The 25,544-nt window shown below is 76.1% G+C and carries 24 protein-coding genes; 11 read left to right on the top strand and 13 right to left on the bottom strand.

All coding sequences use genetic code 11. The annotated features are described in order from the left end of the window. Positions 1 to 15 precede the first annotated feature (15 nt). From LY71_RS20245 to LY71_RS20265, 5 genes are all read right to left on the bottom strand, one after another. A complete protein-coding gene (locus LY71_RS20245) occupies positions 16 to 2,493 on the bottom strand; it encodes a transglycosylase domain-containing protein (RefSeq protein WP_106281117.1) in 2,478 nt (825 codons plus the stop codon). Positions 2,494 to 2,573: 80 nt separating this feature from the next. After that, complete coding sequence (locus LY71_RS20250) at positions 2,574 to 4,637, bottom strand: HelD family protein (protein ID WP_245888135.1); 2,064 nt, start codon at positions 4,635 to 4,637, stop codon at positions 2,574 to 2,576. Positions 4,638 to 4,674: 37 nt separating this feature from the next. Continuing rightward, the gene (locus LY71_RS24570; RefSeq protein WP_106281262.1) at positions 4,675 to 5,340 is read right to left on the bottom strand and encodes an acVLRF1 family peptidyl-tRNA hydrolase; all 666 of its coding nucleotides are present in this window, start codon (positions 5,338 to 5,340) and stop codon (positions 4,675 to 4,677) included. Next, entirely contained in the window at positions 5,337 to 6,551 is a 1,215-nt protein-coding gene (locus tag LY71_RS20260) for an MFS transporter (protein WP_106281120.1), read from the bottom strand. Before LY71_RS20260 ends, LY71_RS24570 begins: the two co-directional genes overlap by 4 nt. A 218-nt stretch (positions 6,552 to 6,769) precedes the next feature. Then, the gene (locus LY71_RS20265; RefSeq protein ID WP_106281122.1) at positions 6,770 to 8,584 is read right to left on the bottom strand and encodes a phosphoenolpyruvate carboxykinase (GTP); all 1,815 of its coding nucleotides are present in this window, start codon (positions 8,582 to 8,584) and stop codon (positions 6,770 to 6,772) included. 218 nt (positions 8,585 to 8,802) lie between these two features. On the opposite strand from LY71_RS20265, the gene LY71_RS20270 reads away from it, so the two are divergent. Both LY71_RS20270 and LY71_RS20275 read left to right on the top strand, forming a co-directional pair. Beyond that, complete coding sequence (locus LY71_RS20270) at positions 8,803 to 9,978, top strand: NADH:flavin oxidoreductase/NADH oxidase (RefSeq protein ID WP_106281124.1); 1,176 nt, start codon at positions 8,803 to 8,805, stop codon at positions 9,976 to 9,978. Then, positions 9,975 to 10,397 (top strand): hypothetical protein, encoded by a 423-nt coding sequence (locus LY71_RS20275; protein ID WP_106281127.1) that lies wholly within the window; start codon positions 9,975 to 9,977, stop codon positions 10,395 to 10,397. Before LY71_RS20270 ends, LY71_RS20275 begins: the two co-directional genes overlap by 4 nt. Here the strand turns inward: LY71_RS20275 and LY71_RS20280 are convergent. Next, positions 10,373 to 10,906 carry an SRPBCC domain-containing protein gene (locus LY71_RS20280; RefSeq protein WP_106281129.1) on the bottom strand — a complete coding sequence of 178 codons (534 nt, stop codon included), beginning with the start codon at positions 10,904 to 10,906 and terminating at the stop codon, positions 10,373 to 10,375. The two genes, LY71_RS20275 and LY71_RS20280, sit on opposite strands and share 25 nt — an antisense overlap. Next, a complete protein-coding gene (locus LY71_RS20285; RefSeq protein WP_106281131.1) occupies positions 10,903 to 11,244 on the bottom strand; it encodes an ArsR/SmtB family transcription factor in 342 nt (113 codons plus the stop codon). Before LY71_RS20285 ends, LY71_RS20280 begins: the two co-directional genes overlap by 4 nt. Positions 11,245 to 11,317: 73 nt before the next feature. On the opposite strand from LY71_RS20285, the gene LY71_RS20290 reads away from it, so the two are divergent. Beyond that, complete coding sequence (locus LY71_RS20290) at positions 11,318 to 11,560, top strand: hypothetical protein (RefSeq protein WP_106281133.1); 243 nt, start codon at positions 11,318 to 11,320, stop codon at positions 11,558 to 11,560. 75 nt (positions 11,561 to 11,635) lie between these two features. Further along, positions 11,636 to 11,878 (top strand): acyl carrier protein, encoded by a 243-nt coding sequence (locus tag LY71_RS20295; RefSeq protein WP_106281135.1) that lies wholly within the window; start codon positions 11,636 to 11,638, stop codon positions 11,876 to 11,878. A gap of 160 nt (positions 11,879 to 12,038) precedes the next feature. Here the strand turns inward: LY71_RS20295 and LY71_RS20300 are convergent, their stop codons facing one another. The 4 genes from LY71_RS20300 to LY71_RS20315 form a co-directional block, all read right to left on the bottom strand. Beyond that, complete coding sequence (locus tag LY71_RS20300) at positions 12,039 to 12,692, bottom strand: DsbA family oxidoreductase (protein WP_106281137.1); 654 nt, start codon at positions 12,690 to 12,692, stop codon at positions 12,039 to 12,041. Positions 12,693 to 12,700: 8 nt separating this feature from the next. Beyond that, positions 12,701 to 13,726 carry a cation diffusion facilitator family transporter gene (locus LY71_RS20305; protein ID WP_106281139.1) on the bottom strand — a complete coding sequence of 342 codons (1,026 nt, stop codon included), beginning with the start codon at positions 13,724 to 13,726 and terminating at the stop codon, positions 12,701 to 12,703. 148 nt (positions 13,727 to 13,874) lie between these two features. Next, the gene (locus LY71_RS20310) at positions 13,875 to 14,252 is read right to left on the bottom strand and encodes an FKBP-type peptidyl-prolyl cis-trans isomerase (RefSeq protein WP_106281142.1); all 378 of its coding nucleotides are present in this window, start codon (positions 14,250 to 14,252) and stop codon (positions 13,875 to 13,877) included. Between the two features lie 74 nt (positions 14,253 to 14,326). Then, entirely contained in the window at positions 14,327 to 15,061 is a 735-nt protein-coding gene (locus LY71_RS20315) for an SDR family oxidoreductase (protein ID WP_106281145.1), read from the bottom strand. Between the two features lie 69 nt (positions 15,062 to 15,130). On the opposite strand from LY71_RS20315, the gene LY71_RS20320 reads away from it, so the two are divergent. Continuing rightward, positions 15,131 to 16,840, top strand: a complete 1,710-nt coding sequence (locus tag LY71_RS20320) for a glycoside hydrolase family 13 protein (protein ID WP_106281147.1) — start codon at positions 15,131 to 15,133, stop codon at positions 16,838 to 16,840. Here the strand turns inward: LY71_RS20320 and LY71_RS20325 are convergent. Then, positions 16,824 to 18,104: an MFS transporter gene (locus LY71_RS20325; protein ID WP_106281149.1), complete on the bottom strand. Its 1,281-nt coding sequence runs from the start codon at positions 18,102 to 18,104 to the stop codon at positions 16,824 to 16,826. The genes LY71_RS20320 and LY71_RS20325 overlap by 17 nt on opposite strands. Positions 18,105 to 18,230: 126 nt before the next feature. Here LY71_RS20325 and LY71_RS20330 point away from each other — a divergent pair, with 126 nt between their 5' ends. The 4 genes from LY71_RS20330 to LY71_RS20345 all read left to right on the top strand — a co-directional run bounded on the left by LY71_RS20330 (position 18,231) and on the right by LY71_RS20345 (position 21,503). Next, positions 18,231 to 19,472: an MFS transporter gene (locus LY71_RS20330; RefSeq protein ID WP_211297452.1), complete on the top strand. Its 1,242-nt coding sequence runs from the start codon at positions 18,231 to 18,233 to the stop codon at positions 19,470 to 19,472. A 143-nt stretch (positions 19,473 to 19,615) separates the two neighbouring features. Next, the gene (locus LY71_RS20335) at positions 19,616 to 20,416 is read left to right on the top strand and encodes a DeoR/GlpR family DNA-binding transcription regulator (protein WP_106281152.1); all 801 of its coding nucleotides are present in this window, start codon (positions 19,616 to 19,618) and stop codon (positions 20,414 to 20,416) included. Continuing rightward, positions 20,413 to 20,787, top strand: a complete 375-nt coding sequence (locus LY71_RS20340; protein WP_106281154.1) for a DUF4406 domain-containing protein — start codon at positions 20,413 to 20,415, stop codon at positions 20,785 to 20,787. Before LY71_RS20335 ends, LY71_RS20340 begins: the two co-directional genes overlap by 4 nt. Then, a complete protein-coding gene (locus tag LY71_RS20345; protein ID WP_106281156.1) occupies positions 20,784 to 21,503 on the top strand; it encodes an NUDIX domain-containing protein in 720 nt (239 codons plus the stop codon). The genes LY71_RS20340 and LY71_RS20345 overlap by 4 nt, the downstream gene beginning before the upstream one ends. On the opposite strand, the gene LY71_RS20350 is transcribed toward LY71_RS20345, so the two are convergent. Further along, positions 21,453 to 23,432, bottom strand: a complete 1,980-nt coding sequence (locus LY71_RS20350; RefSeq protein ID WP_211297453.1) for an acetoacetate--CoA ligase — start codon at positions 23,430 to 23,432, stop codon at positions 21,453 to 21,455. The genes LY71_RS20345 and LY71_RS20350 overlap by 51 nt on opposite strands. 162 nt (positions 23,433 to 23,594) lie before the next feature. Here LY71_RS20350 and LY71_RS20355 point away from each other — a divergent pair, with 162 nt between their 5' ends. Further along, a complete protein-coding gene (locus LY71_RS20355; RefSeq protein ID WP_106281160.1) occupies positions 23,595 to 24,476 on the top strand; it encodes a hypothetical protein in 882 nt (293 codons plus the stop codon). Between the two features lie 94 nt (positions 24,477 to 24,570). Continuing rightward, positions 24,571 to 25,530: a hypothetical protein gene (locus LY71_RS20360; RefSeq protein ID WP_106281162.1), complete on the top strand. Its 960-nt coding sequence runs from the start codon at positions 24,571 to 24,573 to the stop codon at positions 25,528 to 25,530. Positions 25,531 to 25,544 lie beyond the last annotated feature (14 nt).

The raw sequence follows: 25,544 nt of genomic DNA on the forward strand, positions 1-25,544 counted from the left end.
ACGGCTGGGCCGCCCTCAGCCGGGGCCGCCGGGCCCGCCGAACCCCTCGGGCGGGAACGTCGGCGGCCCTCCCGGGTCGGGGGCGGGCTCCGCGGGCGCCGGGGGCGGCTCGGGCGCCGGCGGGGGGCCCGGCTCGGGCTCCGGGGGCGCCTCCGGTGCCGGGGGACCCGTCGGGGGCCCGGGCGCCGGTGCCGGGGCGGGCGGGTCCGGTTCGGGGGCGGGCGCGGGCTCCGGCTCGGGCTCCGGCGCGGGCTCCACGTAGTCGCTGCCGTTGCTGACCAGGATGCGGACCTCCTGGCCGGGGACCGCGCGGCTGCCGCGCGGCGGGCTGGTGCCCAGCAGCGTGCCCTCGGGCTCGTCGCCGTCGACGCGCACCACCTGCGGGACGAACCCGGCGTCGGTGAGCGCCGCGGTGCAGCCGCGGACGCCGGAGCAGCCGGGCACCGGGCGGGTGTTGCCGTTCTGCACCGTCTCGTCGGCCGGCGGGAACTCCCCGCTCCCCCGGGCCTCGAGGACGGGCGCCATCGCGTCGCGCCAGATGGTGGCGCCCTTGCCGCCGCCGAACCCGCCGACGTCCTCGTTCTCCTTGGGGTTGAGCACCATGACGCTGGCGGTGATCTCGGGGGTGTAGCCGACGAAGGCCACCGAGTAGTTGTCCTGCGAGGTGCCGGTCTTGCCGGCGATCTGGTGGCCGCGGACGTAGGCGCGCGCCCCTGTCTGGCCCGGGTTCCCCGGTTCGACGTCCTTGCGGAGCATCTGGTTCATCGTGTGCGCGACACCGGGCGGGATCGCCTCGGGCGTGCACCGGTCACCCACCGGCAGCGGCTCGCCGTCGGCCCCCACCGCGGGCTCGCCGTGCTGGTCGAGCACGGCGGTCACCGGGACGACGTCGCACCGGGTGCCGCCGGCGGCGAAGGTCGAGTAGGCGCTGGCCAGCGCCAGCGGGCTGGTGGCCTCCGCGCCGAAGGTGAACGAGCCGCGGTTCTCCTCGATGATCTCCTCCGCCAGCCCGGGCGGGCTGAACTGGAACAGCCCCGCCGCCTCGGCCATCCGCACCGGCTCCTCCACGCTGCCGAGGGCGTCCTCCAGCGCGAGGAAGTAGGTGTTGGACGACTGGTAGAGCGCCGTCGTCAGGTCCAGCGTCGACCGGTAGCCCGACCCGGCGTTGCGCACGCAGTACCGGCCGTCGGTGTCGCGGCCCTGGCAGGGGCCGGAGTACACGCGCGACACGTAGGGCTCGGGCGCGGTGAGCGTGTAGTAGGAGGAGTAGCCGCGGGCCAGCGCCGCCGCGGCGACGAACACCTTGTACGTCGAGCCCGATCCCTGGCTGGGCCAGGTGTTGAGGTTGAACGACTCCTGCCGGGGGTCGGACCGGTCGTAGCCGAAGACCCGGTTGACGCTCATCGCCAGCAGGTGGCCGGTGCCCGGCTCCACGGCGGTGAACATGCCGGCCAGCGAGTCGTCGACGGCCAGCGTCTCCAGCACCGCGGCGTCGCCGGAGCGCTGCAGCTCGGCGTCCAGCGTCGTCCGGACGACGTAGCCGCCGTTGTCGAGCTGCTCCTGGGTGAGCCCGAGCTCCTGGGTCAGGTGGCGCTGCACGAAGTCGCAGACGTAGGGGCCGACGGTGGCCTGCGCGCAGCCGCGCGGCGGCGCGGGGGCCGGCGCCAGCCCCAGCGGCTCGGCGGACGCGGCGGCGGCCTCGTCGGCGGTGACGTACCCCTGCTCGGCCATCCGCGACAGCACCTCGTTGCGCCGCGCGAGGGCCGCGTCGGGGTCGGTGAACGGGTCGTCGGAGGTGGGGCTCTGCACCAGGCCGGCGAGCAGCGCGGCCTGCGGGAGGGTGAGCGCGGCGGCGTCCACGCCGAAGAAGGTGCGTGCGGCGGGCTGCACGCCGTAGGCGTTGGAGCCGAAGTAGACGATGTTCAGGTAGCGGGTGAGGATCTCGTCCTTGCCGTAGACGTCCTCGAGGGCCAGCGCCAGGCGGGCCTCGCGCAGCTTGCGGCCCAGGGTCTGCTCGGTCGCGGCCTGCCGCTCCTCCGGGGTGTCGGCGGTCTGCAGCAGCGTCTGCTTGACCAGCTGCTGGGTGAGCGTCGAGCCGCCCTCCTGCACGCCGCCGGCCGCGAGGTTGGTGGCCAGGGCCCGCAGCGTGCCCTGCACGTCGAGCCCACGGTGGGCGTAGAAGCGGGCGTCCTCGATGGCGACCATCGCCTGCTGCATGACCTCGGCGATCTCGCCGGGCTCCACCGGGTCGCGGTTCTCGTCGTAGAAGTAGGTGATGGGCTCACCGTTGGCGGCCAGCAGCACGGTGTTGCCCGCGGGCGGGTCGGACGTGAACTCGGTGGGCAGGTCGCCGAGCAGGCCGGTGCCCTGCTGGGCGGCGACGGCGGGTCCACCGATCCAGGGGATGAGCAGCCCCGCCACCAGCGCCCCGGCGACCACGATCGTCGCGACCAGGCGCAGCAGCGCGTACCCCCGGCTGTCCTGCCGGTCCATGCGCCCCCCTCCTCGGCCGCGCCCATGCAAACGGAGATCGTCGGCGACCACAACCACCCGCGCCGTACGGGGAACGCCGGTCACCCCGCCAGCTGCGCCGGCAGGTCGTCGCGGTGCAGGACGACGAGGGTGCTCACCGCCCGGGTGAGCACCACGTAGAGCCGGTTGAGCCCGCGCGGCTCGGCGGCGGCGATCGCTGCGGGGTCGGCGACCACGACCGCGTCGAACTCCAGGCCCTTGGCCAGCGTCGCGGGCACGACGGCGACCCGCTCGGCGGCGGTGCCGTCGTCGGCGAGCACCGCGGCGGGCAGCCCGGCGTCCCGCAGCGCCCGCGCCACCCCGGGCACCGCGGCGTCGGCGCAGACGACGCCCACCGACCCGGGCCCGGCGGCCAGCGCGGTGACGACGTCGGCCAGCGGGCCGGCGAGGTCGGCGACCGGCCGCACCTCCAGCGCCCCGGGCTCGCGGCGCACGGCGGTGGCCGCGGGGAGGCCGGGCGCGATGGCGGGCAGGAGCCGGTTGGCGTAGTCGAGCACCTCGGCGGGCACCCGGTAGCCGCGGGTGAGCGGCCGGACCGACGTCTCCGGGCGGCCCAGCCCGGCCAGGGTGGGCGCCCAGTCCGACGGCGACCACGGGCTGGTGGCCTGCGCCAGGTCGCCCAGCACGGTGAGCGACCCGGCGGCCAGCCGCCGGGCCACCGCGCGGCACTGCATGGGCGAGAGGTCCTGCGCCTCGTCGACGACGACGTGGCCGTAGCCGGAGGTGCGCTCGATGAGCCCGGCGGCCTCGTCGACGAGGACGGCGTCGGCCTCGGTCCACGGGGCGGTGCGCGGCGAACGGGTGGCCGGGCGCAGCAGCAGCGCCTGCTCGTCGTCGGTGAGCAGCCCGCGCGCGGCCCGGGCGAGGACGGCGGGGTCGGTGAGCAGCGCCGCGACCAGCCCGGCGGCGTCCCGGGCCGGCCAGACGGCGTCGCAGAACGCGCGCACCTCGGGGCTGCGCGCGGCCCGGCGGGTCTCGGCGTCGGTCGGGCTGCCGCCGGCCTCCTCCTGCTGCCGCCGCGCGTCCTCGGCCAGCAGCAGCGCGAGGCGCTCCCGCCCGGCGGCGTGGTGCAGGCGCTGCTGGTCGTCGGGCACCCGGCCGCGGCGGCGCAGGTCGTCGACGTACCGCTTGAGCCGCTCCACCGGCACCCGGTAGCGGCGGCCGGCCAGCGGGACGAGCACGTCGTCGGCGGGCTTGGCGATCGCCCCCCACAGCGCCCGCTCGAGCACCGCGGCCATGCGGGCGTCGCCCTTGAGGACGGCGACCTCCGGGCGGTCCTGCGCCCGCACCGGCACCCGGCCGGTGAGCCCGGCGACCGTCGTCTGCTCGACGTCGACCTCGCCGAGGGTGGGCAGCACCTGCTCGATGTAGCGCAGGAAGGCCCGGTTGGGCCCGACGACGAGCACGCCGGTGCGGGCCAGCTGACCGCCGTGCGTGTAGAGCAGGTAGGCCGCGCGGTGCAGGCCGACGGCGGTCTTGCCGGTGCCCGGGGCGCCCTGCACGCACACCGACTCGGCCAGCGGCGCGCGCACGATCTCGTCCTGCTCGGGCTGGATGGTGGCCACGATGTCGCGCATCGGGCCGCTGCGCGGGCGCTCGATCTCCTGGAGCAGGACCCGGCTCCCCGTGTCGTCGCGCAGCAGCGTCCCGTCGCCCCCCTCGCCGGCGCCGAGCAGCTCGTCCTCGTAGCTGGTCAGCTCGCCGCCGGAGAAGCCGAACCGTCGGCGGCGGACCAGGCCCTGGGGGTCGGCGGCGCTGGCGCGGTAGAAGGGCCGGCTCATCGGCGCGCGCCAGTCGATGACCACCGGCCGGCCCGCGGCGTCGCGCACGTGCCGGCGGCCGATGTGGAAGGTCTCCTCCCCGGTGTCGGTCCGGCCGAAGAACGGCGGGACGCCGGGATCGGCGGCCAGCGAGCGCAGCCGCTCGGCGCGGGCGGCGCCGAGGCGCTCGGAGGCCCACGCGTCGACCCCGGCGTCGACGACGGCGGAGGCGGCGGTGCGCATCTCGGTCAGGCAGTCCCCGGCGCGGGCCAGGTGGGCGCGCTCGGCGGCGAGGACGGGGTCGGTCGCGGCGGTGGCGGTCGTGTCGGTCGGGATCGCGGACACGGCCGGTGGACGTTACGCCCCCGACCCCCCTCGCGCGCTAGGAGCGGTCGCCGGGCTCGACGACGTGCACCTGCACGGCCCGGAACTGCGCCGGGGTGCCCAGCAGGACCTCCCTGGTCGGCTCGCCGACCTCCAGGGCCGGGTCCCGGCGCAGCGCGGCGAGCGGGGCCAGCCGGGGGTCGGCGAGCACGTCGTCGACCATCCCGCGGTCGCCGCCGGTGACGACGGCCACCACCTGCGCCGCGTGCGGCAGCAGCACCCGGGCGGCGGTGTCGGCGGCGGCCGAGACGACCGCGTCGGCCTGGTTCGCCCGGCGGCGGGCGAAGCGCTGCTGCGACCAGCCGCCGGCGGCGCTGCGGCCCTGCACGAGGCGGGTGTCGACCTTGGAGACGACGAGGTCGCTGCCGGTGAAGACGCCGACCGCCCAGCGCCCGCGGCGCACGAGCAGCACGGCGACGGGGCGGGGCTGCCGGGCGGCGGCGGTGAACGTGGTGAGCAGCGGGGCCGACGGCGTCCAGCCGAAGGGGGCCCGGAGCGCGACGGTGGTGCCGTCGGCGCAGGTGAGCCGCAGCGTGCCGTCGTCGTCGACGGTGGTCTCCAGCGCGCCGTGGCGGGCGACGACGCCGTCGACCCAGCGGTCCAGCCGCTCGGGGGCGACGCCGAGGACGCGGCCGCCGCCGGCCGCGGGGCGGGGCCGGGTCAGCGGGCCATCGCGGGCTCGGCGGCGTGCTCGGCCGGCACGTGCAGCAGCCGCTGGAACACCAGGACGACGACGGCGGCCAGCCCCGCGGACACCGTGGCGACGAGGAACGACGCGTTGGCGCCGTAGGTGTCGACGATCTTGCCCGCGACCGAGGTGCCGACCGCGACACCGAGCCCCAGCGCGGTGCCGATCCAGGTGAAGGCCTCGGTCACCGCCGACCGCGGCACGATCAGCTCGGCGAGGGTGAACGAGCTGATCAGCGACGGCGACACGGCCACGCCGGCGACGACGACCAGCGGGATCATCACCCACACGTTGCCGACGAGCGACAGCGGCACGGTGAGCACGGTCAGCGCCCCGAGCACCACGAGCAGCCGGTGCCGCAGCGGGTGCCGCCAGTGCACGGCGCCCCAGCCGATGCCGCTGGCCATCGAGCCGACGGCCAGGCCGGCGATGAGCACGCCGGACAGCGCCATGGCGTCGACCTCGTCAGCGAAGGCGACCAGGGCGATCTCCAGCGTGCCCAGGATCGAGCCGACCGCGGCGCCCACGACGAAGAGCACCTTGAGCCCCGGCGTGCGGATCGCGGCGGGGCCCCGGCGGGCCTCGTGCCCGTGCGGCGGCGGCTCGGTGCGGCCCTGCGCGGCGAACAGCAGGGCGCCGACGACGGCCAGCACGAAGGCGGTCACCACACCGGAGGTGGCGTGTCCCGTGGTGGAGAGGAAGGTGACCAGCACCGGCCCGACGATGAAGACGAACTCGTCGACGACGGACTCCATCGCCAGCGCGGCCGGCAACCGCGTGGTGCCGCGCAGCAGGTGCGTCCAGCGCACCCGGATCATCGAGGCGACCGGCGGGATGCACGCCCCGGCGAGACCGGCGGTGACGAAGAAGGTCCAGCGCGGCCAGTCCTCCTTGACCGCGGCCAGGAACAGCGCGCCGGCGGCGGCGAACACGACGACCACCGGGAGCAGCGTCCGGCGCTGGCCGTGGGTGTCGGCCCACCGGCCGAGCAGCGGCCCGGCGATCGCGGTGGTGACCGCGCCGGCGGCCGCGACGGCACCGCCCAGGCCGTAGGACCCGGTCTCGGAGGCCACGAGCAGCACGCAGCCCAGACCGACCATCGACAGCGGCAGCCGGCCGATGAAGGCGGCGAGCACCATGGGCAGCGCGTGCGGCGTGCGCAGCACGTGCAGGTACGGATTGGGCACCGGGGTGGGACCTGTCGTCAGGGGGACGCGGGTTCGTCCGCCACGCTAACCGACGTCCGCGCGCTCAGCAGTTGAACCGCTCCGTTCCGTGCCGGGACGGCAGCGGGCCCCGCCCCGGACGACGCTGTCCGGTGCGGGGCCCTGGACCCGCGCGGGCGGCCCTCCTGCAGGGTCCCGCCCCGAGCGTCAGCGAGGGGTGGGGGGCAGGAGGGTCCTTCTCACGCCAGCCGGCTCTTGAGGATCTCCAGCTCGTCCCACATGGTGCTGGGCAGCTTGTCCCCGAACTTCTCGAACCACTCGGTGATCTGCGGGATCTCCTCGCGCCACTCGTCCCGGTCGACGGCGAGCGCCTTGCGGACCTGGTCCTCGGTCATGTCCAGGCCCGAGACGTCGAGCGAGTCCGCCGTCGGGACGTGGCCCACCGCGGTCTCCTCGGCCGCGGCGGTGCCCTCGAGGCGCTCGACGACCCACTTGAGCACCCGGCTGTTCTCGCCGAAGCCCGGCCACAGGAAGCCGCCGTCCTCGTCGCGGCGGAACCAGTTCACGTAGAAGATCCGCGGCAGCTTGGTCGAGTCGTGCATCTTGCCGGTCTCGACCCAGTGGCCGAAGTAGTCGCCCGCGTTGTAGCCGATGAACGGCAGCATCGCGAAGGGGTCGCGGCGGACGACGCCGACCGCGCCGGTGGCCGCCGCCGTCGTCTCCGAGGACAGCGTGGCGCCCATGAACACGCCGTGGTTCCAGTCGCGGGCCTCGGTGACCAGCGGGATCGTCGTCTTGCGGCGGCCGCCGAAGAGGATCGCCGAGATCGGCACGCCCTTCGGGTCGGTGTACTCCGGCGCCAGGATCGGGCACTGGGTGATCGGGGTGCAGAACCGCGAGTTCGGGTGCGACGAGGGCTCGTCGGAGTCCGGCGTCCAGTCCTGCTTCTTCCAGCTGGTGAGGTGCGCCGGCGGCTCCTCGGTCATGCCCTCCCACCAGACGTCGCCGTCGTCGGTGAGGGCGACGTTGGTGAACACCGAGTTGCCGTTGTCGATGGTGCGCATCGCGTTGGGGTTGGTGTCCCAGCCGGTGCCCGGGGCGACGCCGAACAGCCCGTACTCGGGGTTGATGGCGTAGAGCCGGCCGTCCTCACCGAACCGCATCCAGGCGATGTCGTCGCCGATGGTCTCGACCTTCCACCCGGGGATGGTGGGCTCGAGCATCGCCAGGTTGGTCTTGCCGCAGGCGCTGGGGAAGGCCCCGGCGACGTAGTAGGTCTTCTGCTGCGGGCTGGTCAGCTTGAGGATCAGCATGTGCTCGGCGAGCCAGCCCTCGTCGCGGGCCATCGCCGAGGCGATCCGCAGCGAGTAGCACTTCTTGCCCAGCAGGGCGTTGCCGCCGTAGCCCGAGCCGTAGGACCAGATGGCCCGCTCCTCGGGGAAGTGCACGATGTACTTGGTCTGGCTGCAGGGCCAGGGGACGTCCTCCTGGCCCTCCTCCAGCGGGGCGCCCAGGGAGTGCATGGCCGGCACGAACGGCCGGTCGGTGCCCATCGCCTCGAGGATGCGGCTGCCGATGCGGGCCATGACGCGCATCGAGACGACGACGTACTCCGAGTCGGTGAGCTCGACGCCGAACATCGGGTTCTCGGCCTCGACCGGGCCCATGCAGAACGGGATGACGTACATCGTCCGGCCGCGCATCGAGCCGCGGTACAGCTCGGTCATGACCGCCTTCATCTCGTCGGGGGCCATCCAGTTGTTGGTGGGCCCCGCGTCGGCCTCGTCGACCGAGCAGATGAACGTGCGGTCCTCGACGCGCGCGACGTCGCTGGGGTCGGAGGCGCACCAGAAGGAGTTGGGCTTCTTCGCCAGGCGGGTGAAGGTGCCGGCGTCGACCAGCTGCTGGGTCAGCCGCTCCCACTCCTCGTCGGTGCCGTCCACCCACACCACCCGGTCCGGCTGCGTCAGCTCCGCCATCTCACGCACCCACGCCAGCAGCCGGGCGTGGGTGGTGGGGGCGTTGTCGAGACCGGGGGTGGCCACGGAAGTCACGGCGTCTCCATCCTCTGGGGCACGCCGGGTGCGGACGACACCGGCGCCGGGGGCGTGCTCTGTCCCGACGGCGGAGGGTTCCCGCCGTCCGGGTCGGGTCAGCGTACAAGCGGGGACACCCGCCTGTAACGGTGAGAGACGTTACGTCCTAGACGTCTTGCCACGCCCGTCGTCGTTCCCCGGAAGACGCCTGGCCGGCGCGGTGTTGGGCCCCTGACGTGACCGGTTCCACACCCGAGACGCCCGCCCTGCTGACCCCGCTGACCGTGCGCGGGGTGACCCTGCCCAACCGGTTGGTGGTCGCCCCGATGTGCCAGTACTCCGTCTCCGACGGACTGGTCGGCGACTACCACCTGGTGCACCTGGGCCGCTTCGCCCTCGGCGGCTTCGGCCTGGTCCTGGTCGAGGCGACGGCCGTGACGCCGCAGGGCCGGATCAGCCACGGCGACGTCGGCCTGTGGTCCGACGGGCACGTGCCCGGCCTGGCCCGGGTGGCCGACTTCCTGCGTGCCCACGGCGCGGTCGCGGGCATCCAGCTGGCCCACGCCGGCGCCAAGGCCAGCAGCCAGCGGCCGTGGGAGGGCGGCGCGGCGGTGACCGCGGGGAACGCCCGGCCCGGCGAGCAGCCCTGGCCCACGGTCTCGGCCAGCGCGGTGCCGGCCGGGCCCGGCTGGCCCGTGCCGCACGAGCTGACCGTCGCCGAGCTCGGCGAGGTCCGCGACGCCTTCGTCGCCGCGACCCGGCGGGCGCTGGCCGCCGGCTTCGACGTGGTCGAGGTGCACGCCGCGCACGGCTACCTCCTGCACCAGTTCCTCTCGCCGCTGTCCAACCGGCGCACCGACGGCTACGGCGGCTCGCGGGAGGCGCGCATGCGCTTCCCCCTCGAGGTGGTGGCGGCCGTGCGCGCCGAGTGGCCCGAGGACCGGCCGCTGTTCGTGCGGGTCTCGGCCGTCGACGGCTCCGACGGCGGGATCACGCTCGAGGACACCGTGGCCCTGGCCGCCGAGCTGCGCGCCCGCGGGGTCGACGTCGTCGACGTCTCCGGCGGCGGCCTCGGCGGCTGGCAGCACCCGCTGGGCTACGGCTACCAGGTGCCCTTCGCCGCCCGGCTCCGCGCCGGGGCGGACGTCGCGACGATGGCGGTCGGGCTGATCGTCGACCCGCGCCAGGCCGAGGCCGTCGTCGCCGGGGGCCTGGCCGACCTGGTGGCGGTGGCCCGGGAGGCGCAGGACGACCCGAACTTCGCCGTCCACGCGGCCCGGGAGCTCACCGGCCGCTACGACGCCTACCCGGTGCAGGCCGGGCCGCGGCTGGGCCGGCGGGGGGAGTTCCTCGGCACCCTGGGCCCGTGGACGGGGCCCGGGCCGGTGCAGGTCGCCGAGCGCGCCCGGTGACCCGCCGCCGGGGGCTCCTCGCCGTCGCCGCCGTGCAGCTCGCCGCCGGCCTGACCGGGCAGGTGCTGTCGGTGCGGCGGCGGCGGGCCTTCGACACGCCGCTGCTGGCCGGCGACCCGGCGCGGGTGGGCCGCGACGCGTGGTGGGCCGGGACGGCGCTCGGCCCGCCGGCGTGGACCCTCGCCGTCTCCGCGGGGGCGCTGGCCCGGCTGGCCGCGCGCCCGGACCCGCGCGCCGCCGCCGTTCTCGGGTGGGGAGGCGCCGCCCTGGTGCCCGGCTACCTGCAGGAGCGGCTGGTGCGGCAGCGGCTGGCCTCCCCCGCCGACGCACCGGCGGAGGCCGCGGTCGCCGCCGTGGGGCTGGCGGCCGCGGCGGCGATGGCGGTGCTGGGCGCTCAGGCCTCCGGCGCGCGGCCGTAGTCCGGGCCGGTCGCGGCGAGGAAGGCGTCCCATTCGGCGGGGGGCGGTCGCCCGCCGACCTCGGCGTCGAACTTGTCGAGGTACCAGTGCCAGCCGAGGGCGAAGTCGGAGACGTCGGTGCCGGCTGGGAACACCTGGACGAAGTGCAGGGTGGTGCGGCCGCTCTCCACGGTGAGGTCCAGCTCGACCCGCCAGGCCTCCGCCCCGGCCTGCACCCACTCGACGACCAGCCGGCACGGCGGGTCGCACTCGACGATCGTCACCTCCTCGCTCGCCGGCTCGGACTCGTGGGTCATGGTGAACGAGCCGCGGCCGCCGGGGGCCCGCTCGCCCTCGTAGGTGCCGATCCAGCGGGGCAGCCGGTCGGGTCCGGTGAGCGCGGCCCAGACCTCGTCGGGACCGTCGGGCCAGGAGCGGCGGAACTCCAGGCGCTGCCGGCCGTCGGGGAGCGTGCTGACGGCGCCGCGGCGGTCGGTCGGGGCCGCGGCGGGGGTCTGCTGGTCGGTCACGGGGCGTCTCCGTCCGTCGGGGGGTGCACCCGGGCCCGGCGGCCGCGGGCGATCTCGGTGTCCAGCGCGTCGAGCCGCTGCGCCCACAGGTCGCGGTAGGGCTCGAGCCACTCGTCGAGCTCCCGCAGCGGCCGCGGGTCGAGCGCGTAGAGCCGCCGGCGTCCCTCCACCCGGCTGCGGACCAGTCCGGCCTCGCGCAGCACGCGCAGGTGCCGGCTGACCGCCGGGCGGCTCACCGGGAACCGGCCGGCGAGCTCACCGGCGGCGAGCTCGCCCTGCGCCAGCAGGCCGAGCAGCTCCCGGCGGGTCGGGTCGGCGAGGGCCGCGAGCGCCTCCACGGTGCATGCGTAACACGCCGGTTACGCATGGGCCAGCGGTTCGCCGCCGGTCGGGGCGGGCACCGGGGAGCGCATGACCGTCACCGACCCCGACGTCCCCGACCCGCTCAACGACCCCCGGACGACGCAGGCCGACCCCGGCGCCTACGGCGAGGGCGCCGACCTGGCCTCGGCCGGCGACGACCCGGCGTCCACCGGCGAGGACGAGCTGGCCGCCGACGACGCGGAGACCACGGCCGGGCAGACCCTCGCCGACGACGCCGGCGGCGGGGACGTCACCGGCGGGGCGTTCCCGGAGGTCCCGGACGGGCGGTGACGAACCGGTCCGGTTTCGGACGGCGGTCGCGGGGAACCTGCTGGTTCGCCCACCCCCGACGACCAGGAGGTACCCATGGCCACCGGTGAGACCGGCTTCGAGGACGTCACCTACGACCTCATCTCCGTGCAGTACCACTCGCTGAAGGCAGGGCACGACTACGGCCAGTACGTGCGGGACGCCGAGAACGCGGGCCTCGACGACATCGCCGCCTTCTTCCGCGAGGTGATGGAGCAGGACTCCGCGCGCGCCCGCCGCTGCCACGAGTTCCTGCGGACCCTCTCCGGCACCGAGCAGGGCGGCCCCGCCACCCAGTAGAGAGGACCACCCTTCCCCCCACGCCTCGCACGCTCGGCGCGGGCCCTTGAAGGGTGACCGTTCCAGCACGTCGCCAGGGGCCCCCACCCGTTCCGGGTGGGGGCCCTCTGGTGTCTCGGACGCCGGTGTCTCGGGCGCTGGTGTCTCGGGCGCCGGTGTCTCAGGCGCTGGGGACCGGGTCGCGCTCGGCCCAGGCGCGCTCGAGCAGCTGGAGCAGCAGGTCGGCGGGCTGGGCGCCCGCGGCGCCGTAGCGGCGGTCGACGACGAAGAACGGGACGCCGGTGGCGCCGAGCGCCTGCGCGGTGCGGGCGTCGTCGAGGACGGCGGCGCGGTACCGGTGGTCGGCCAGCGCCGCGCGCACCTCGGCCTCGTCCAGGCCGACCTCGACGGCCAGCGGCACCAGCGCGTCGACGTCGAACACCGGGCGGGACTCCTCGAAGTACGCGTGCAACAGCCGCTCCTCCACCGCGCCCTGCAGGCCGTGCTCGGCGGCCAGGTGGACGAGCTCGTGTGCGAGCAGGGTGTTGCCGCTGACGCCGTCCGCGAGGGAGTACCGCAGGCCCTCGCCGGCGGCGGTCTCCTCCACGTGCCGCATCATCGCCCGCATCTCCTCGACCGGGCGCCCGTACTTCGCGGCCAGCGCCGGCAGCGTCGGGTGCGTCTCGCCCTCCGGGATCGACGGGTCGAGCTGGTAGGACCGCCAGACCACCTCGACCCGGTCGCGGTGCGGGAACCGCTCGAGCGCGGTCTCCAGCCGGCGCTTGCCGATGTAGCACCACGGACAGACGACGTCGGACCAGACCTCGATGCGCACGGAACGGCTCAACCCCGGTCCGGTCGGCGTTCTTCCGGCCGGTGCACCTCGGCGCGGGCCCGGCCGTCTCCCGGCGTCGGGTCGAGGAACACGTAGCGGACGCCGCTGTGCCGCGCCACCAGCCGCCGCTCGGCCTCGTCGGAGGCGCGCTCGACATCGGCGACCGTCGCGTCGTCGGCGAAGTCGACCTTGGCCGAGACGATGAGCTGGCCCGGGCCGATGACCGAGGTCAGGAGCACCGGGACGTCGACGACCTGGTCGAGCGCGGTGATCTCGGCGCGCAGCTGGTCCTCGACGGCCCGCGGCACCGACCGGCCGATGAGCAGGGAGACGTTGGCGCGGGCCAGGGCGCCGGCGACGAACAGCAGCAGGACGCCGATGAGGACGGCCGCCAGGCCGTCCCACACCGGGTCGCCGGTCACCTGCTCGAGGAACAGGCCCAGGGCGGCGAGCACCAGGCCGACCAGGGCGGCGCTGTCCTCGAAGGTCACCGCCTTGACCGTGGTGTCGGTGGTCTCGGCGAGGTAGCGACGCCACGTCGTCCCCCATCGGCGGGCCGAGCCGCGCACCTGCCGCACGGCCTTGAGCCAGGACGCGCCCTCGAGGAGGAAGGAGACGCCGAGGACGACGTAGGCGATGAGCGGGTCGCCCTGCTCCTCGCCCTCGATGATCGTCTGGACGCCCTGGTAGAAGGAGAAGCCGGCGCCGAGGGTGAAGGTGGCCAGGCAGGCCAACAGCGCCCAGAAGTAGGTCTCCCGCCCGTAGCCGACCGGGTGGCGGGCGTCCGGTTCACGGGTGCCGCGCTTGAGCGCGACGAACAGCAGCACCTCGGTGATCGTGTCGGCCAGCGAGTGCGCCGCCTCGGACAGCATCGCCGAGGAGTGGCTGACCAGCCCGCCGACGAGCTTGGCGATCGCGATGCCGAGGTTGGCCAGCCCGGCGACGACGACGGTGCCGGTGGACTCACCGCCCGACTCGCCGGCGCCCGCCTCCTCGGTCAGCGCGTGCGTGCGGGTGGGCACCGGCTCGGTCATGGCCGCACCCGTGCCCAGCGGTTGCCCGGCACAACCACCGGGACCCGCGATGATCAGGTGACCTGATCCCCGGGCGTCCTACCCGACGTCCCACGGTCGGGTAGGACGCTGCACGATCAGGTCACCTGATCATCACCGCACCCGCGGGTCAGCGGACGCCGACGAGGTCCACCACGAAGACGAGGGTGGCGCCGGGCTTGATGACGCCGCCGGCACCGCGGTCGCCGTAGGCCTTGTGCGCGGGGATGGTCAGCCGCCGGCGGCCGCCGACCCGCATCCCCTGGATGCCCTCGTCCCAGCCCTGGATGACCATGCCGACGCCGAGGCGGAACTCCAGCGGGTCGCCGCGGTCCCAGGAGGCGTCGAACTGCTCGCCGCCGTCGTGGGTGACGCCGACGTAGTGGGCGCTGACCAGGTCGCCGGCCTTCGCCTCCTGGCCCTCGCCGACGGTGATGTCCTCGATCACCAGGTCGGCGGGCGCGGGGCCGGTCGGCGGCTCGACGTCGGGGCGGGTGGGCTGGGACATCGGTTCTCCTCGGGTCGGTGCCGGGTGGCCTGCGACGGGTCCCGCCCATCCAAACAGCGCCCGGGCCGGGTCGCTCAGCGGCCTCCGGAGACGTCGAGCAGGCTGCCGGTGCAGTAGCCGGACTCCTCGCCGAGCAGCCACAGCACCGCGGCGGCCACCTCCCCGGGCAGCCCGGCGCGGCCCATGGGCACCGTCGGCGCGATCCGGGCGACCCGGTCGGGCTGGCCGCCGCTGGCGTGGATGTCGGTCTCGACGATGCCGGGGCGCACCACGTTGACCCGCACGCCCTCCCCGGCCACCTCGCGGGCCAGGCCGACCCCGAGGGTGTCGACGGCGCCCTTGCTGGCCGCGTAGTCGACGTACTCCCCCGGCGAGCCCAGCCGGCTGGCCGCCGAGGAGACCAGCACGACGGACCCGCCGGACCCACCGTGCCGCGTGGACATCCGCCGCACCGCCTCGCGGCAGCACAGCACGGCGCCGAGCACGTTGACGGCCAGCAGGCGCTGCACCCGCTCGGCGGTGAGCTCGTCGACGCGCGCCCGCGGGGCGACGACGCCGGCGTTGGCGACCAGGCCGGTCAGCGGGCCGAGCGTCTCGGCGGCGGCGAACGCGGCGAGGACGTCGTCCTCCACCGCGACGTCGGCCCGGACGGCGAGCCCGGGGCGCCCGGCGGCCTCGACGTCGGCGACGACGGCGGCGGCCGCGGCCTCGTCGTCGCGGTAGGTGAGGGCGACCGACCAGCCCGCGGCCGCGGCGGCGCGCGCGGTGGCCGCGCCGATGCCGCGGCTCCCGCCGGTCACGAGCAGCACACCGGGAGGCACGGTCGGCGACCGTAGCGCGCGGGTGCGGGCGGGGGTGCGACGTGCTGGGCTGGACCCGTGCCCGACCCGTCGCCGTGGTGGACCCGTGCCGTCGTCTACCAGGTCTACCCGCGCTCGTTCCAGGACTCCGACGGCGACGGGATCGGTGACCTCGGCGGCATCCTGCAGCGGGTCGACCACCTCGCCGACCTCGGCGTCGACGTCGTCTGGCTCTCGCCGGTCTACCCCTCGCCGCAGGCCGACAACGGCTACGACATCAGCGACTACCAGGGCGTCGACCCGCTGTTCGGCACGCTGGCCCAGCTCGACGAGCTCCTCGCGGCGCTGCACGAGCGCGGGATCCGGCTGGTGATGGACCTGGTGGTCAACCACACCAGCGACGCGCACCCGTGGTTCGTCGAGAGCCGGTCCTCGCCGACGAGCCCGAAGCGGGACTGGTACTGGTGGCGGCCGCCGCGGGAGGGCATGGCGCCCGGGCAGCCGGGCGCGGAACCGACCAACTGGCACTCGTTCTTCTCCGGCCCGACGTGGGAGCTCGACGAGGCCAGCGGCGAGTACTACCTGCACCTGTTCGCCGCCGAGCAGCCCGACCTCAACTGGGAGAACCCGCAGGTCCGGCACGCGGTCTACGCGATGATGCGCTGGTGGCTCGACCGCGGGGTCGACGGCTTCCGCATGGACGTCATCAACATGATCAGCAAGGACGTCGCCCCGGACGGCTCGCTGCCCGACGGCCCCCCGCTGCCGGGCCTGCCCTACGGCGACGGGACACCGCACTTCCTCAACGGCCCGCGCATCCACGACCACCTGCAGGAGATGCACCGCGAGGTGTTCGCAGGCCACCCGGAACCGCTGCTCCTCGTCGGGGAGATGCCGGGCGTGACGATCGAGCAGGCGCGGCTCTACACCGACCCGGCGCGGGCCGAGGTGGACATGGTGTTCCAGTTCGAGCACGTCCAGCTGGACTTCGACGGCGACAAGTGGAGCCCGCGGCCGCTGCGGATGCGCGACCTCAAGGCCTCGCTCGGCCGCTGGCAGGCCGGGCTGGCCGACGTCGGCTGGAACTCCCTGTACTGGGACAACCACGACCAGCCGCGGGCGGTGTCCCGCTTCGGGAACGACTCGCCCCGCTACCGCCGCGACTCGGCGACCTGCCTGGCCACCCTGCTGCACCTGCACCGCGGGACGCCCTACGTCTACCAGGGCGAGGAGCTGGGGATGGCCAACTACCCGTTCACCTCCCTGGAGGAGTTCCGGGACGTCGAGTCGCTCAACCACCACGAGCAGGCGGTGTCCCACGGCGCCGACCCCGCCGACGTGCTCGCCGCGATGCGCCGGATGAGCCGGGACAACGCCCGCACCCCGGTGCAGTGGGACGCCTCGCCGCACGCCGGCTTCACGAGCGGGACGCCGTGGATCGCGGTCAACCCCGACCACACCGCGTGGAACGCCCAGGTCCAGCGCTCGGACCCCGACTCGGTGTTCGCCCACCACAAGCGGCTGATCGCGCTGCGGCACGCGGACCCGGTGGTGGCGCTGGGCGACTTCACCATGCTGCTCGCCGAGCACGACGACGTGTACGCGTTCACCCGGTCCCTCGACGGCGACACGCTGCTCGTCGTGTGCAACCTCAGCGCGACGCCGCAGCCGCTGGCCGAGCTGCTGCCCGAGGCGGTGCCCGCGGAGGTCGTCCTCGGGAACCTGCCCGAGGACGACCCCGCGGTCCTGCGCCCGTGGGAGGCGCGGGTGCTCAGGCCGGTTCGCTGACCCGCTCGGCCGGTTCCCCGGCGGGGACGTCGAGCGGGTGGGCGAGCTCGTCGGCCGGCAGCCGCCAGGCCAGGACGGCGAGCACCGCGAGCACCGGCGGCACCAGGCCGGCGAGCAGGAAGGTGCCGGTCAGGCCGACCGACTGGCTGACCGGGCCGGCCAGCGCCATCGACAGCGGCATGAACGCCAGCGAGACGAAGAAGTCGAGGCTGGACACCCGCCCCAGCAGCGCCGGCGGCACCCGCCGCTGCAGCAGCGTGCCCCAGATGACGGTGCCCGCCTCGAACGCCGCCCCGAGCAGCGCGGCCGCCGCGATCATCAGCCACAGCTGTGACGTCGCCCCGAACACGACCAGCGGCACGCAGCCGGCGCCCCAGAGCAGGTTCATCACCGTCAGGTAGCGGCGCGGCAGCCGCAGCGAGGCGACGACGGCCGAGCCGACCGCACCGCCGATGCCGAAGGCGGCCAGCACCCAGGCGTGCTCGGCGGGGCCGCCGCCGGCGCGGTCGCGCACCGCGAAGGGCACCAGGACCTCGAACGGGCCCATGATCATCAACACCATCAGCGAGGCGAACAGCAGCGTGGCCAGCAGCCACGGCGTCCGGACCATGTACGCCACGCCCTCGCGGACGTCGGTGAGCAGCCCCGGGTGCTCCCCCTCGCGGCGGACCGGCAGCGTCGGCAGCGCCGCCACGCAGGCGGCCGCGGCCGCCGAGGTCAGCGCCGTCGCCGCCAGCGCGGCCCCCGGCGAGAGGACCGCCACCAGCAGGCCGCCGGCCGCCGGGCCCGCGGCCATCGCCAGCGCCGGGCGGACGACACCCTCGAGGCCGTTGGCCGCCAGCAGCTCGCCGGGCGGGACGACGCCGGGCACCAGCGCCGAGTAGGCCGGGTAGTACAGCCCCATCGCGACCCCGCCGGCCAGCGACGCGACCGCCAGCGGCCCGAGCGCGAGTGCACCGGCCAGCGACAGCAGCGCGACCGCGCCGACCGCCGTCGTCTGCAGCAGCGCGACGCCGAGCAGGATCCGCCGCTGCGGCACCCGGTCGGCCAGCGCGCCGCCGAGCAGCGTGCTGGCGAGCATCCCGGCGGCCTGCAGGGCGGTGGCCAGCGACAGCGCGCCCGGCCCGCCGCCGAGGTCGACGACCTGCCAGACCAGCGCCACGGTCCACAGTCCCTGCGCGAACAGCGACAGGCCCATGGACGAGGCCAGCAGGCGGTAGTCGCGGGAACGCAGGGGCGCGAGTGCGCGCGGCAGCCTGGCCATCTCCCCCTCCGTCGTCGGCGGGCGCACCGTCGCGCCCGGGTCCCCATGCTCGCGGAGGGCACCGACAGGAGGCACCTGGTTATCCGGAGGAGAGCAAGGACGGTCGGCGGCTAGGGTCCGGCACCCGTGGGGGGACTGGTCGAGACCGTGCTGCCGGCGCGGATGGGGACGCCGTTCCGCTGGCTGGTCGCCTCCTCGTGGGTGAGCAACCTCGGCGACGGCGTGGCGATCGCGGCCGGGCCCCTGCTCGTGGCGAGCCTGACCCGTGACCCGCTGGTGGTGGCGCTGGCGGCGCTGCTGCAGCAGCTGCCGTGGCTGCTGCTCGGCCTGCACGCCGGGGTGCTCGCCGACCGCGTGGACCGCCGGGCGCTGGTCGTCGCCGTCGACCTCGCCCGCGCCGGCGTGCTCGCCGTCCTCGTGCTCGCGCTGGCCACCGGCGACGTCGGCATCCCCGCCGTCCTGGCCGCGCTGTTCGTGCTCGGCGCTGCCGAGGTGTTCGCCGACACCGCGGCCGGGACCCTGCTGCCGATGGTCGTGCCGCGCGCCGACCTGGGCATCGGCAACGCGCGCCTGACCGCCGGCACGCTGACGATGAACCAGCTGGCCGGTCCGGCCGTCGGCGGCGTGCTGTTCGTGGCCGGAGCCGCGTGGCCCTTCCTCGCGCAGGCGGTGCTGGTGGCGCTCGGGGCGGTGCTGGTCTCGCGCGTGCGGCTGCCCGCGGTCGAGCGGCCGGTCGAGCGCGCCACGGTGCGCCGCGACGTCGCCGAGGGGCTGCGCTGGACGTGGGGCCACCCCGCCGTCCGCACGCTGACGCTCACCATCGTGCTGTTCAACGTCACCTACGGGGCGGCGTGGTCGGTGCTGGTGCTCTACGCCGACCAGCGGCTGGGGCTGGGTGCGGCGGGGTTCGGCCTGCTGACCACCGTGGTCGCCGTCGGCGGGATGGTGGGGACGGCGTCCTACGACTGGCTGGAGCGGCACGTCGGGCTGGCGCACCTGATGCGGGTCGGGCTGGTGATCGAGACGCTGACCCACCTCGTCCTGGCACTCACCCGCACGCCGGGGGTGGCGATGGCGGTGCTGGCCGCCTTCGGCGCGCACGCGTTCGTGTGGGGGACGACGTCGCGCACGGTGCGGATGCGCGCTGTCCCGGCCGGCCTGCAGGGGCGGGTGGGCAGCCTCTACGCGATGGGCGTGTTCGGCGGCATCCTGGTCGGCCAGGCCCTCGGCGGGGTCATCGCGCGCGTCTGGGGCGTGACCGGCCCGTTCTGGTTCGCCTTCGCCGGCTCCGCGCTGCTGGTGGCGGTCATGTGGCGCGCGCTCGGGCACGTGGCCCACGCCGACGACGCGGCCCTGGCGGCCACCTGAGGTCCTCTCCCGCTCGGTCGTGCTCTGCCCACGACTGGGGGGCAGAGCACGACTGTCCGCGGGAGTACCAGGTGGTGCCCCACGGCGCCCTCCGATCTCACGAACACTTCACAACTCTCACAGGGACGTGGTAGCAATGTCCCGTGGCCGTCCCCGACCGACTCGACGTGACCCTGCGGCTGGTGCGCAACGCCGGCCGGGCGTCGCTCGCCGACCTGGCCGCGCGGCTGGGCGTCTCGGAGATGACGGTGCGCCGCGACCTCGACGCGCTGCAGGCCCGCGGGCTGGTGGAGCGGGTCCGCGGGGGCGCGGTCGCGGTCGCCGAACCCGAGAGCGCCGCGGGGTTCACCGCCCGGGCCGGCTGGCAGGCCGGGGTCAAGGAGCGCATCGGCCGCGCCGCCGCCGCAGGCGTCGCCCCGGGCGCCACCGTGCTGCTCGACGCCGGGACGACGACCGTGCACGTCGCCCGCGCGCTCGCCGACCGCGCGGGCGCCGGCGACGGGCCCTTCACCTGCGCGGCGGTGAGCCTCCCGGTGGCCGACGCGCTGGCCGACCGGCCCGGCATCCGGCTGCTCGTCGTCGGCGGGGAGTCCCGGCCGGGCGAGCGCAGCCTGTCCGGGCCGCTGACCGCCGCGGTGCTCCGCCAGCTCACCGTCGACCTGTTCGTCATGTCGATCGGCGCGGTGGACGCCCGGGCCGGCTGGTCGGAGTTCACCCTCGAGGACGCCGCCGTCAAGCAGGTCGGCCTGCAGCAGGCGCGCGCCAGCCTCGTCGTCGCCGACGCCTCGAAGCTCGGCGTCCGCGCGTTCGCCTCGGTCGCGCCGCTGTCCGCCGTCGGCCGCCTGGTCACCGACGCCAGCGCCCGCGACCCCCAGCTCACCCCCGCGGCCCAGGACACCCTGGCCGCGCTCGACGACGCCGGCGTGGAGGTCGACCTCGCATGACCCAGCAGCCCCTGATGATCCTGGTCGCCGGCCCCTACCGCGGCGGCACCGGCGACGACCCCGGGAGGATCGCCGCCAACCACCGCGCCATCCGGCAGGCCTGCCTGGAGCTCTTCCGCGCCGGCCACCTCGCCGTCAACGGGGAGGACCTCGCGCTGCCGCTGGCCGGGCTGGCCGGGTCCACCCGGGTGGGCGACGCCGCGTTCGACGAGGTCTTCCACCCGATGGGCCGCCGGCTGGTGGCCCGCGTCGACGCGGTGCTGCGGCTGCCGGGCGCCTCGGCGGGGTCCGACGAGATGGTGGCGCTGGCCCGGGCCCGCGGCGCGGCGGTCTACACCAGCGTCGACGAGGTCCCGGCGGTGGCCCGGTGACCGGCGTCCCGGGGGTCGACGTCCCCGACGCGCGGGGGCGCACCGGGCTGGACCGCGCGGGCCGCGACCTGACCGGCAACCCCGACGTCGTCGTCCGCGACGTCGAGGTGCTGTCCAGCTCCTGGTACGTCAACCGGCGGACGACGTTCGAGCGGCGCGGCCGGGACGGCGCGTGGCACACCGAGCAGCGCGAGACGCACGACCGCGGCAACGGCGCGACGGTGCTGCTCCACGACACCGAGCGGCGCACGGTGCTGCTCACCCGGCAGTTCCGCCTGCCCGCCTACGTCAACGGCTCCCCCGACGGGCTGCTGGTCGAGACCGCCGCGGGGCTGCTCGACGAGCAGGACGCCGAGTCCGCCGTCCGCCGGGAGGCCGAGGAGGAGCTCGGCGTCACCGTCGGGGCGCTGACCCGGCTGCCCGACGTGTTCATGAGCCCGGGGTCGGTGACCGAGCGGCTGGCCTTCTTCGCCGGGCCCTACACCCCGGCCGACCGGGTGTCGGCCGGCGGCGGGCTGGCCGAGGAGGGCGAGGACATCGAGGTGCTCGAGCTGCCCTTCGACGAGGCCCTGGCCTGGGTCGACGACGGCCGGATCGCCGACGCGAAGACGATCCTGCTGCTGCAGTGGGCGGCGCTGCGCGGCCCGTTCTCAGCGCGCCGTTCCTCAGCGGGCGCCGCGCTCGCGGGCGAGGGCGGCGTAGTGCTCGACGAGTGACGCGTCGTCCACCGCCCCGGGGTTGACCGCCTTCTCCGGCGCCACGCCCTGGAACAGCCGCTTGAGCGGCACCTCCAGCCGCTTGCCGGTGCGGGTGTGCGGGACGCCGGGGACGACGAGCACCTCGTCGGGCACGTGCCGCGGGCTGGCCTGGCTGCGGATGGCGGCGCGGATCCGGTCGCGCAGCTCGTCGGTGAGCTCGGCTCCGGGCGCGAGCTGCACGAACAGCGGCATCCAGTAGCCGCCGTCGCGCTGCTCGACGCCGAGGACGACGCAGTCGAGCACCTCGGGCACCGACTCGACGGCGGCGTAGATGTCGGCGGTCCCCATGCGCACGCCGCCGCGGTTGAGCGTGGAGTCCGACCGGCCGGTGATCAGGCAGGTGCCCCGCTCGGTGACCTCCATCCAGTCGCCGTGCCGCCACACCCCCGGCCACGTCTCGAAGTAGGCCTCGCGGTAGCGGGTTCCCTCGGGGTCGTTCCAGAAGTACAGCGGCATCGAGGGCATCGGCTCGGTGATCACCAGCTCGCCGAGCTCCCCGGTGACCGGCCGGCCCTCCTCGTCCCAGGCGGCCGCCGCGACGCCGAGCATCGGCCGCTGCAGCTCCCCGGCGGTCACCGGCAGCAGCAGCGTGCTCCCGATGAACCCGGTGGCGACGTCGGTGCCGCCGGAGACCGAGGCGAGGAAGACGTCGGACCCCACCGCGTCGTAGACCCAGTGGAACGCCGAGGCCGGCAGCGGCGACCCGGTGGACCCGATCGTCCGCAGCGTCGAGAGGTCGTGGGTCTCCCCCGGCCGGATCCCGGCGCGCTCGCACGCGGTGAGGTAGCCGGCGCTGGTGCCGAGGTAGGTGATGCCGGTGCGCGCGGCGAGGGCGAACTGCGCGTCGACCGACGGGTAGGCCGGGGCGCCGTCGTGGACCACCACGGTCGCGCCGCGCAGCAGCGCCGAGGTCGCGATGTTCCACATGATCCAGGCGGTGGAGGCGTACCAGTAGAACCGGTCGCCCGGGCCGACGTCGCCGTGCAGGCCCAGCTGCTTGTGCTGCTCGAGGACGACGCCGCCGTGGCCGTGCACGATCCCCTTGGGCAGCCCGGTGGTGCCCGAGGAGTAGACGATCCACAGCGGGTGGTCGAAGGGCAGCGCCTCGAACCGCGGCTCCTGCGCGTCGGCGACCGCCTCCGCCCAGCGCAGCGCGCCGTCGGGCACCTCGTCCGGGTACAGCCGGGGGACGGCGACCGTCGTCCGCACGCTCGGCAGCGCCGCCCGCAGCTCCGCGACGACGTCGCGCCGGTCGTACTCGCGGCCGTTGAACCGGTACCCGTCCACGGCGACGAGCACGGTCGGCTCGATCTGGGCGAACCGGTCGAGGACGGCGCGGGTGCCGAAGTCGGGGGCGCACGACGACCAGACCGCGCCGATGCTCGCCGCCCCCAGGAAGGCCACGACCGCCTCGGGCACGTTGGGCAGGTAGCCCGCGACCCGGTCCCCGCGCTGCACGCCGAGCCGGCGCAGCGTCGCGGCGAACGCGCCGACCTGCCCGCGCAGCTGCGCCCAGGACACCTCGACCGGCTCGGCGTCCTCGGCCACGGCGACCAGTGCGGGGTGCTCGTCGGTCGCGTGGCGCAGCGCCTGCTCGGCGAAGTTGACCGTCGTGCCGGGGAACCACTCGGCGCCGGGCATCTCGCGGCGGGTGAGCACCCGGTCGTCGGGGACGCGCGGGAGCACTCCCGACCACACCGCCACGTCGGCCCAGAACTGGTCGACGTGCTCGACCGACCAGCGCCAGATCGCGTCGTAGTCGCCGGCGTCGAGGTCGAGGCCACGGCGGGCGGCCGCCTCGCGGGCGAAGCCGGCCAGCCGGGTGGCCTCCCTCGACTCCGGGGTGGGCTGCCACAGCACCGGGACGGCGGACGGATCAGCGGTCACGGCCGCACCCTGCCACCGCTCCGGCAGGTCCGGCAGCGCGGGGCGCCACGACGCACCGTGACGAGCGGCGACCGACTCCCCTCCCATCGGGTGACTCGACCGGACGGTGACGTACCGCTGTCATGGGTAGGCACTGCGTCACCGATCGACGGGGGAGGTGCGATGGCCGAGCAGCGACTGCCGGGGCGTCGCGCCCGCCTGCGCCGGTGGGGCGGCCGGGTGCTCGTGGTCGCCGGCATCGGCGCCGGGGCCTGGCTGGCCGGCTCGGCCACCGCCCCGGCCGGCGCCGACGACGGCGGCCTGCTCGGCACGGTCGGCGGGGTCGTCGAGGTGGCCACCGCCCCGGTCGCGGAGCTCACCGCTCCGGTCGCCGAGCCGGTCCTGGCGCCGGTGGCCGAGGTGCTTCCGCCCGTCGGCGAGGCGCTCGGGCCCGTGACCGAGGCCCTGACCCCGGTCACGTCGGCGCTGGCCCCGGTGACCGGCGCGCTGGCCCCGGTCACCGCCGTGCCCGCGCCGGTCCCCGGCGCCCTGCCGCCGGTCCCCGTGGTGCGGCCGACGCCGTCCGCCGTCCCGGTCCCCGCCGCCGCGGTGCAGCCCGGACCCGCCGCCCCGGCCGCCGGAAGCGGTGTCCTGCCCGCGGTGGCGGACGCCCCGGCCGCTGCCGAGCCCCCGGCCACGGCCGCCCCCGTCGTCGCCGCGGCGGACGGCGAGCCGGCCGCCCGCACCGCGGTGACCGCCGAGGGCGCGGACCCGGTCGCCGGCGTGCCACCCGAGGTGCCCTCCGCTGTGCCCTCCGCGACGCCCTCCGCGGTGCCCTCCGCCCCGCCGGCGCCCGCCCCGGCCCTGCCGCACGTCCCCGGCGCACCCGCCGTCCCTGCGCCGGCCCACACCGCCGCCGGGGCGCCCGGCGGTGCCGACCAGCCCGCTCCCGACCTCGCGGCCGCCGTGCGCGCCGCGCGGTCCGCGTCCGCCGCCGCCACGGCCGCCGACGCCGCGGAGGCCACGGCCGACGCCGTCCTCGACCCCGCCACCTCACCCGACTGAGGACCGCGCCGCCGGCACCACGCCGGCCGAGCGCACCGCCCCCGCCGTCCCGTCCGGGACCGGGGTCCCTCGCACCCTCAGTCAGGAGCTCTCGATGACCACCTGGGTCACCCGCACCCTGCGCGTGGCACTGCTGACCGGCGGCCTGCTGGCCGTCGGCACCGGTGTCGCCGCAGCATCCGACGACCTCGACGTGACCGTCCCGGTCACCGTCACCGACAACGCGCTGGGCGTCCTCGGCGACGCCCCGGCCGGCGGCGGCCTCGAGCTGCCGGCGGTCTCGCAGGACCCCTCCGTCGACCTCGGCCCGGTGGCCGTGGCGGTGCCCGTCACCGTCGGCGGCAACGACGCCGCGATCGGCGGGGTGCCCGTCTCGCAGGACCCCGCGCCGCCCGCTCCTCCCGCCCCGGCCGACGTCGCGGTGCCGGTCACCGTGGCGGGCAACGCGGTCGGCGTCCTCGGCGACGCCACGGCGTCGGGCAGCGCTCCCGCTGCCCCGCCCGCGGCGGTCAGCGTCCCGGTGACCGTCTGCGGCACCGCCGTCGGCGTGCTCGGCGACGCCGCCGGCGACTGCACCCCGGTCGCCGGCCGGACCGGCGACACCGGCGGCGACCCGGCCGGCGTCGACCTGCCGATCACCGTCTGCGGCACCGGCGTCGCCGTGCTTGGGGACGCGGCCGGTGGCTGTGCCACGCCGGGCCAGGGCCAGCCGGGCGGCTCGGCGCGGCCGGTCGGCGCGGCGCAGCCGGTCGGCGCGGCACAGCCGGCCGGCTCTGCGCAGCCGGACGGCTCCACGCACGCGGGGCAGCCGGGCGACGGGGTGCACCCGCAGCCGGCCGGTCACCCGGTCGCGCCGCGGCAGCTCGCCGGCACGCCGTCCGGGCACCCGGTGGCGGCCCGGTCGACCGGTGGGGTCGCCACCCCGGCCGGCGCCACCGGCGACGCGCTGGCCTACACGGGCGTCGAGCCGGCGGCCGTCCTCGGCGCGGGGCTGCTGGCCCTGCTCACCGGGGCGGCGCTCGCACGGGCCCGCCGCCGGGCGGCGACGGGCTGACCGCTCCCCGGGCC

The organism is Geodermatophilus tzadiensis, from assembly GCF_003002915.1.
GTDB classification, from domain to species: domain Bacteria; phylum Actinomycetota; class Actinomycetes; order Mycobacteriales; family Geodermatophilaceae; genus Geodermatophilus; species Geodermatophilus tzadiensis.

Excerpts from the sequence above, each read along its gene's own strand:
- LY71_RS20290 (WP_106281133.1), top strand. The coding sequence starts at position 11,318 with ATGACCGTCACCGACCCCGACGTCCCCGACCCGCTCAACGACCCCCGG.
- LY71_RS20295 (WP_106281135.1), top strand. The coding sequence starts at position 11,636 with ATGGCCACCGGTGAGACCGGCTTCGAGGACGTCACCTACGACCTCATC.
- LY71_RS20305 (WP_106281139.1), bottom strand. The coding sequence starts at position 13,726 with ATGACCGAGCCGGTGCCCACCCGCACGCACGCGCTGACCGAGGAGGCG.
- LY71_RS20325 (WP_106281149.1), bottom strand. The coding sequence starts at position 18,104 with ATGGCCAGGCTGCCGCGCGCACTCGCGCCCCTGCGTTCCCGCGACTAC.
- LY71_RS20355 (WP_106281160.1), top strand. The coding sequence starts at position 23,595 with ATGGCCGAGCAGCGACTGCCGGGGCGTCGCGCCCGCCTGCGCCGGTGG.
- LY71_RS20245 (WP_106281117.1), bottom strand. The coding sequence starts at position 2,493 with ATGGACCGGCAGGACAGCCGGGGGTACGCGCTGCTGCGCCTGGTCGCG.
- LY71_RS20340 (WP_106281154.1), top strand. The coding sequence starts at position 20,413 with ATGACCCAGCAGCCCCTGATGATCCTGGTCGCCGGCCCCTACCGCGGC.
- LY71_RS20360 (WP_106281162.1), top strand. The coding sequence starts at position 24,571 with ATGACCACCTGGGTCACCCGCACCCTGCGCGTGGCACTGCTGACCGGC.
- LY71_RS20310 (WP_106281142.1), bottom strand. The coding sequence starts at position 14,252 with ATGTCCCAGCCCACCCGCCCCGACGTCGAGCCGCCGACCGGCCCCGCG.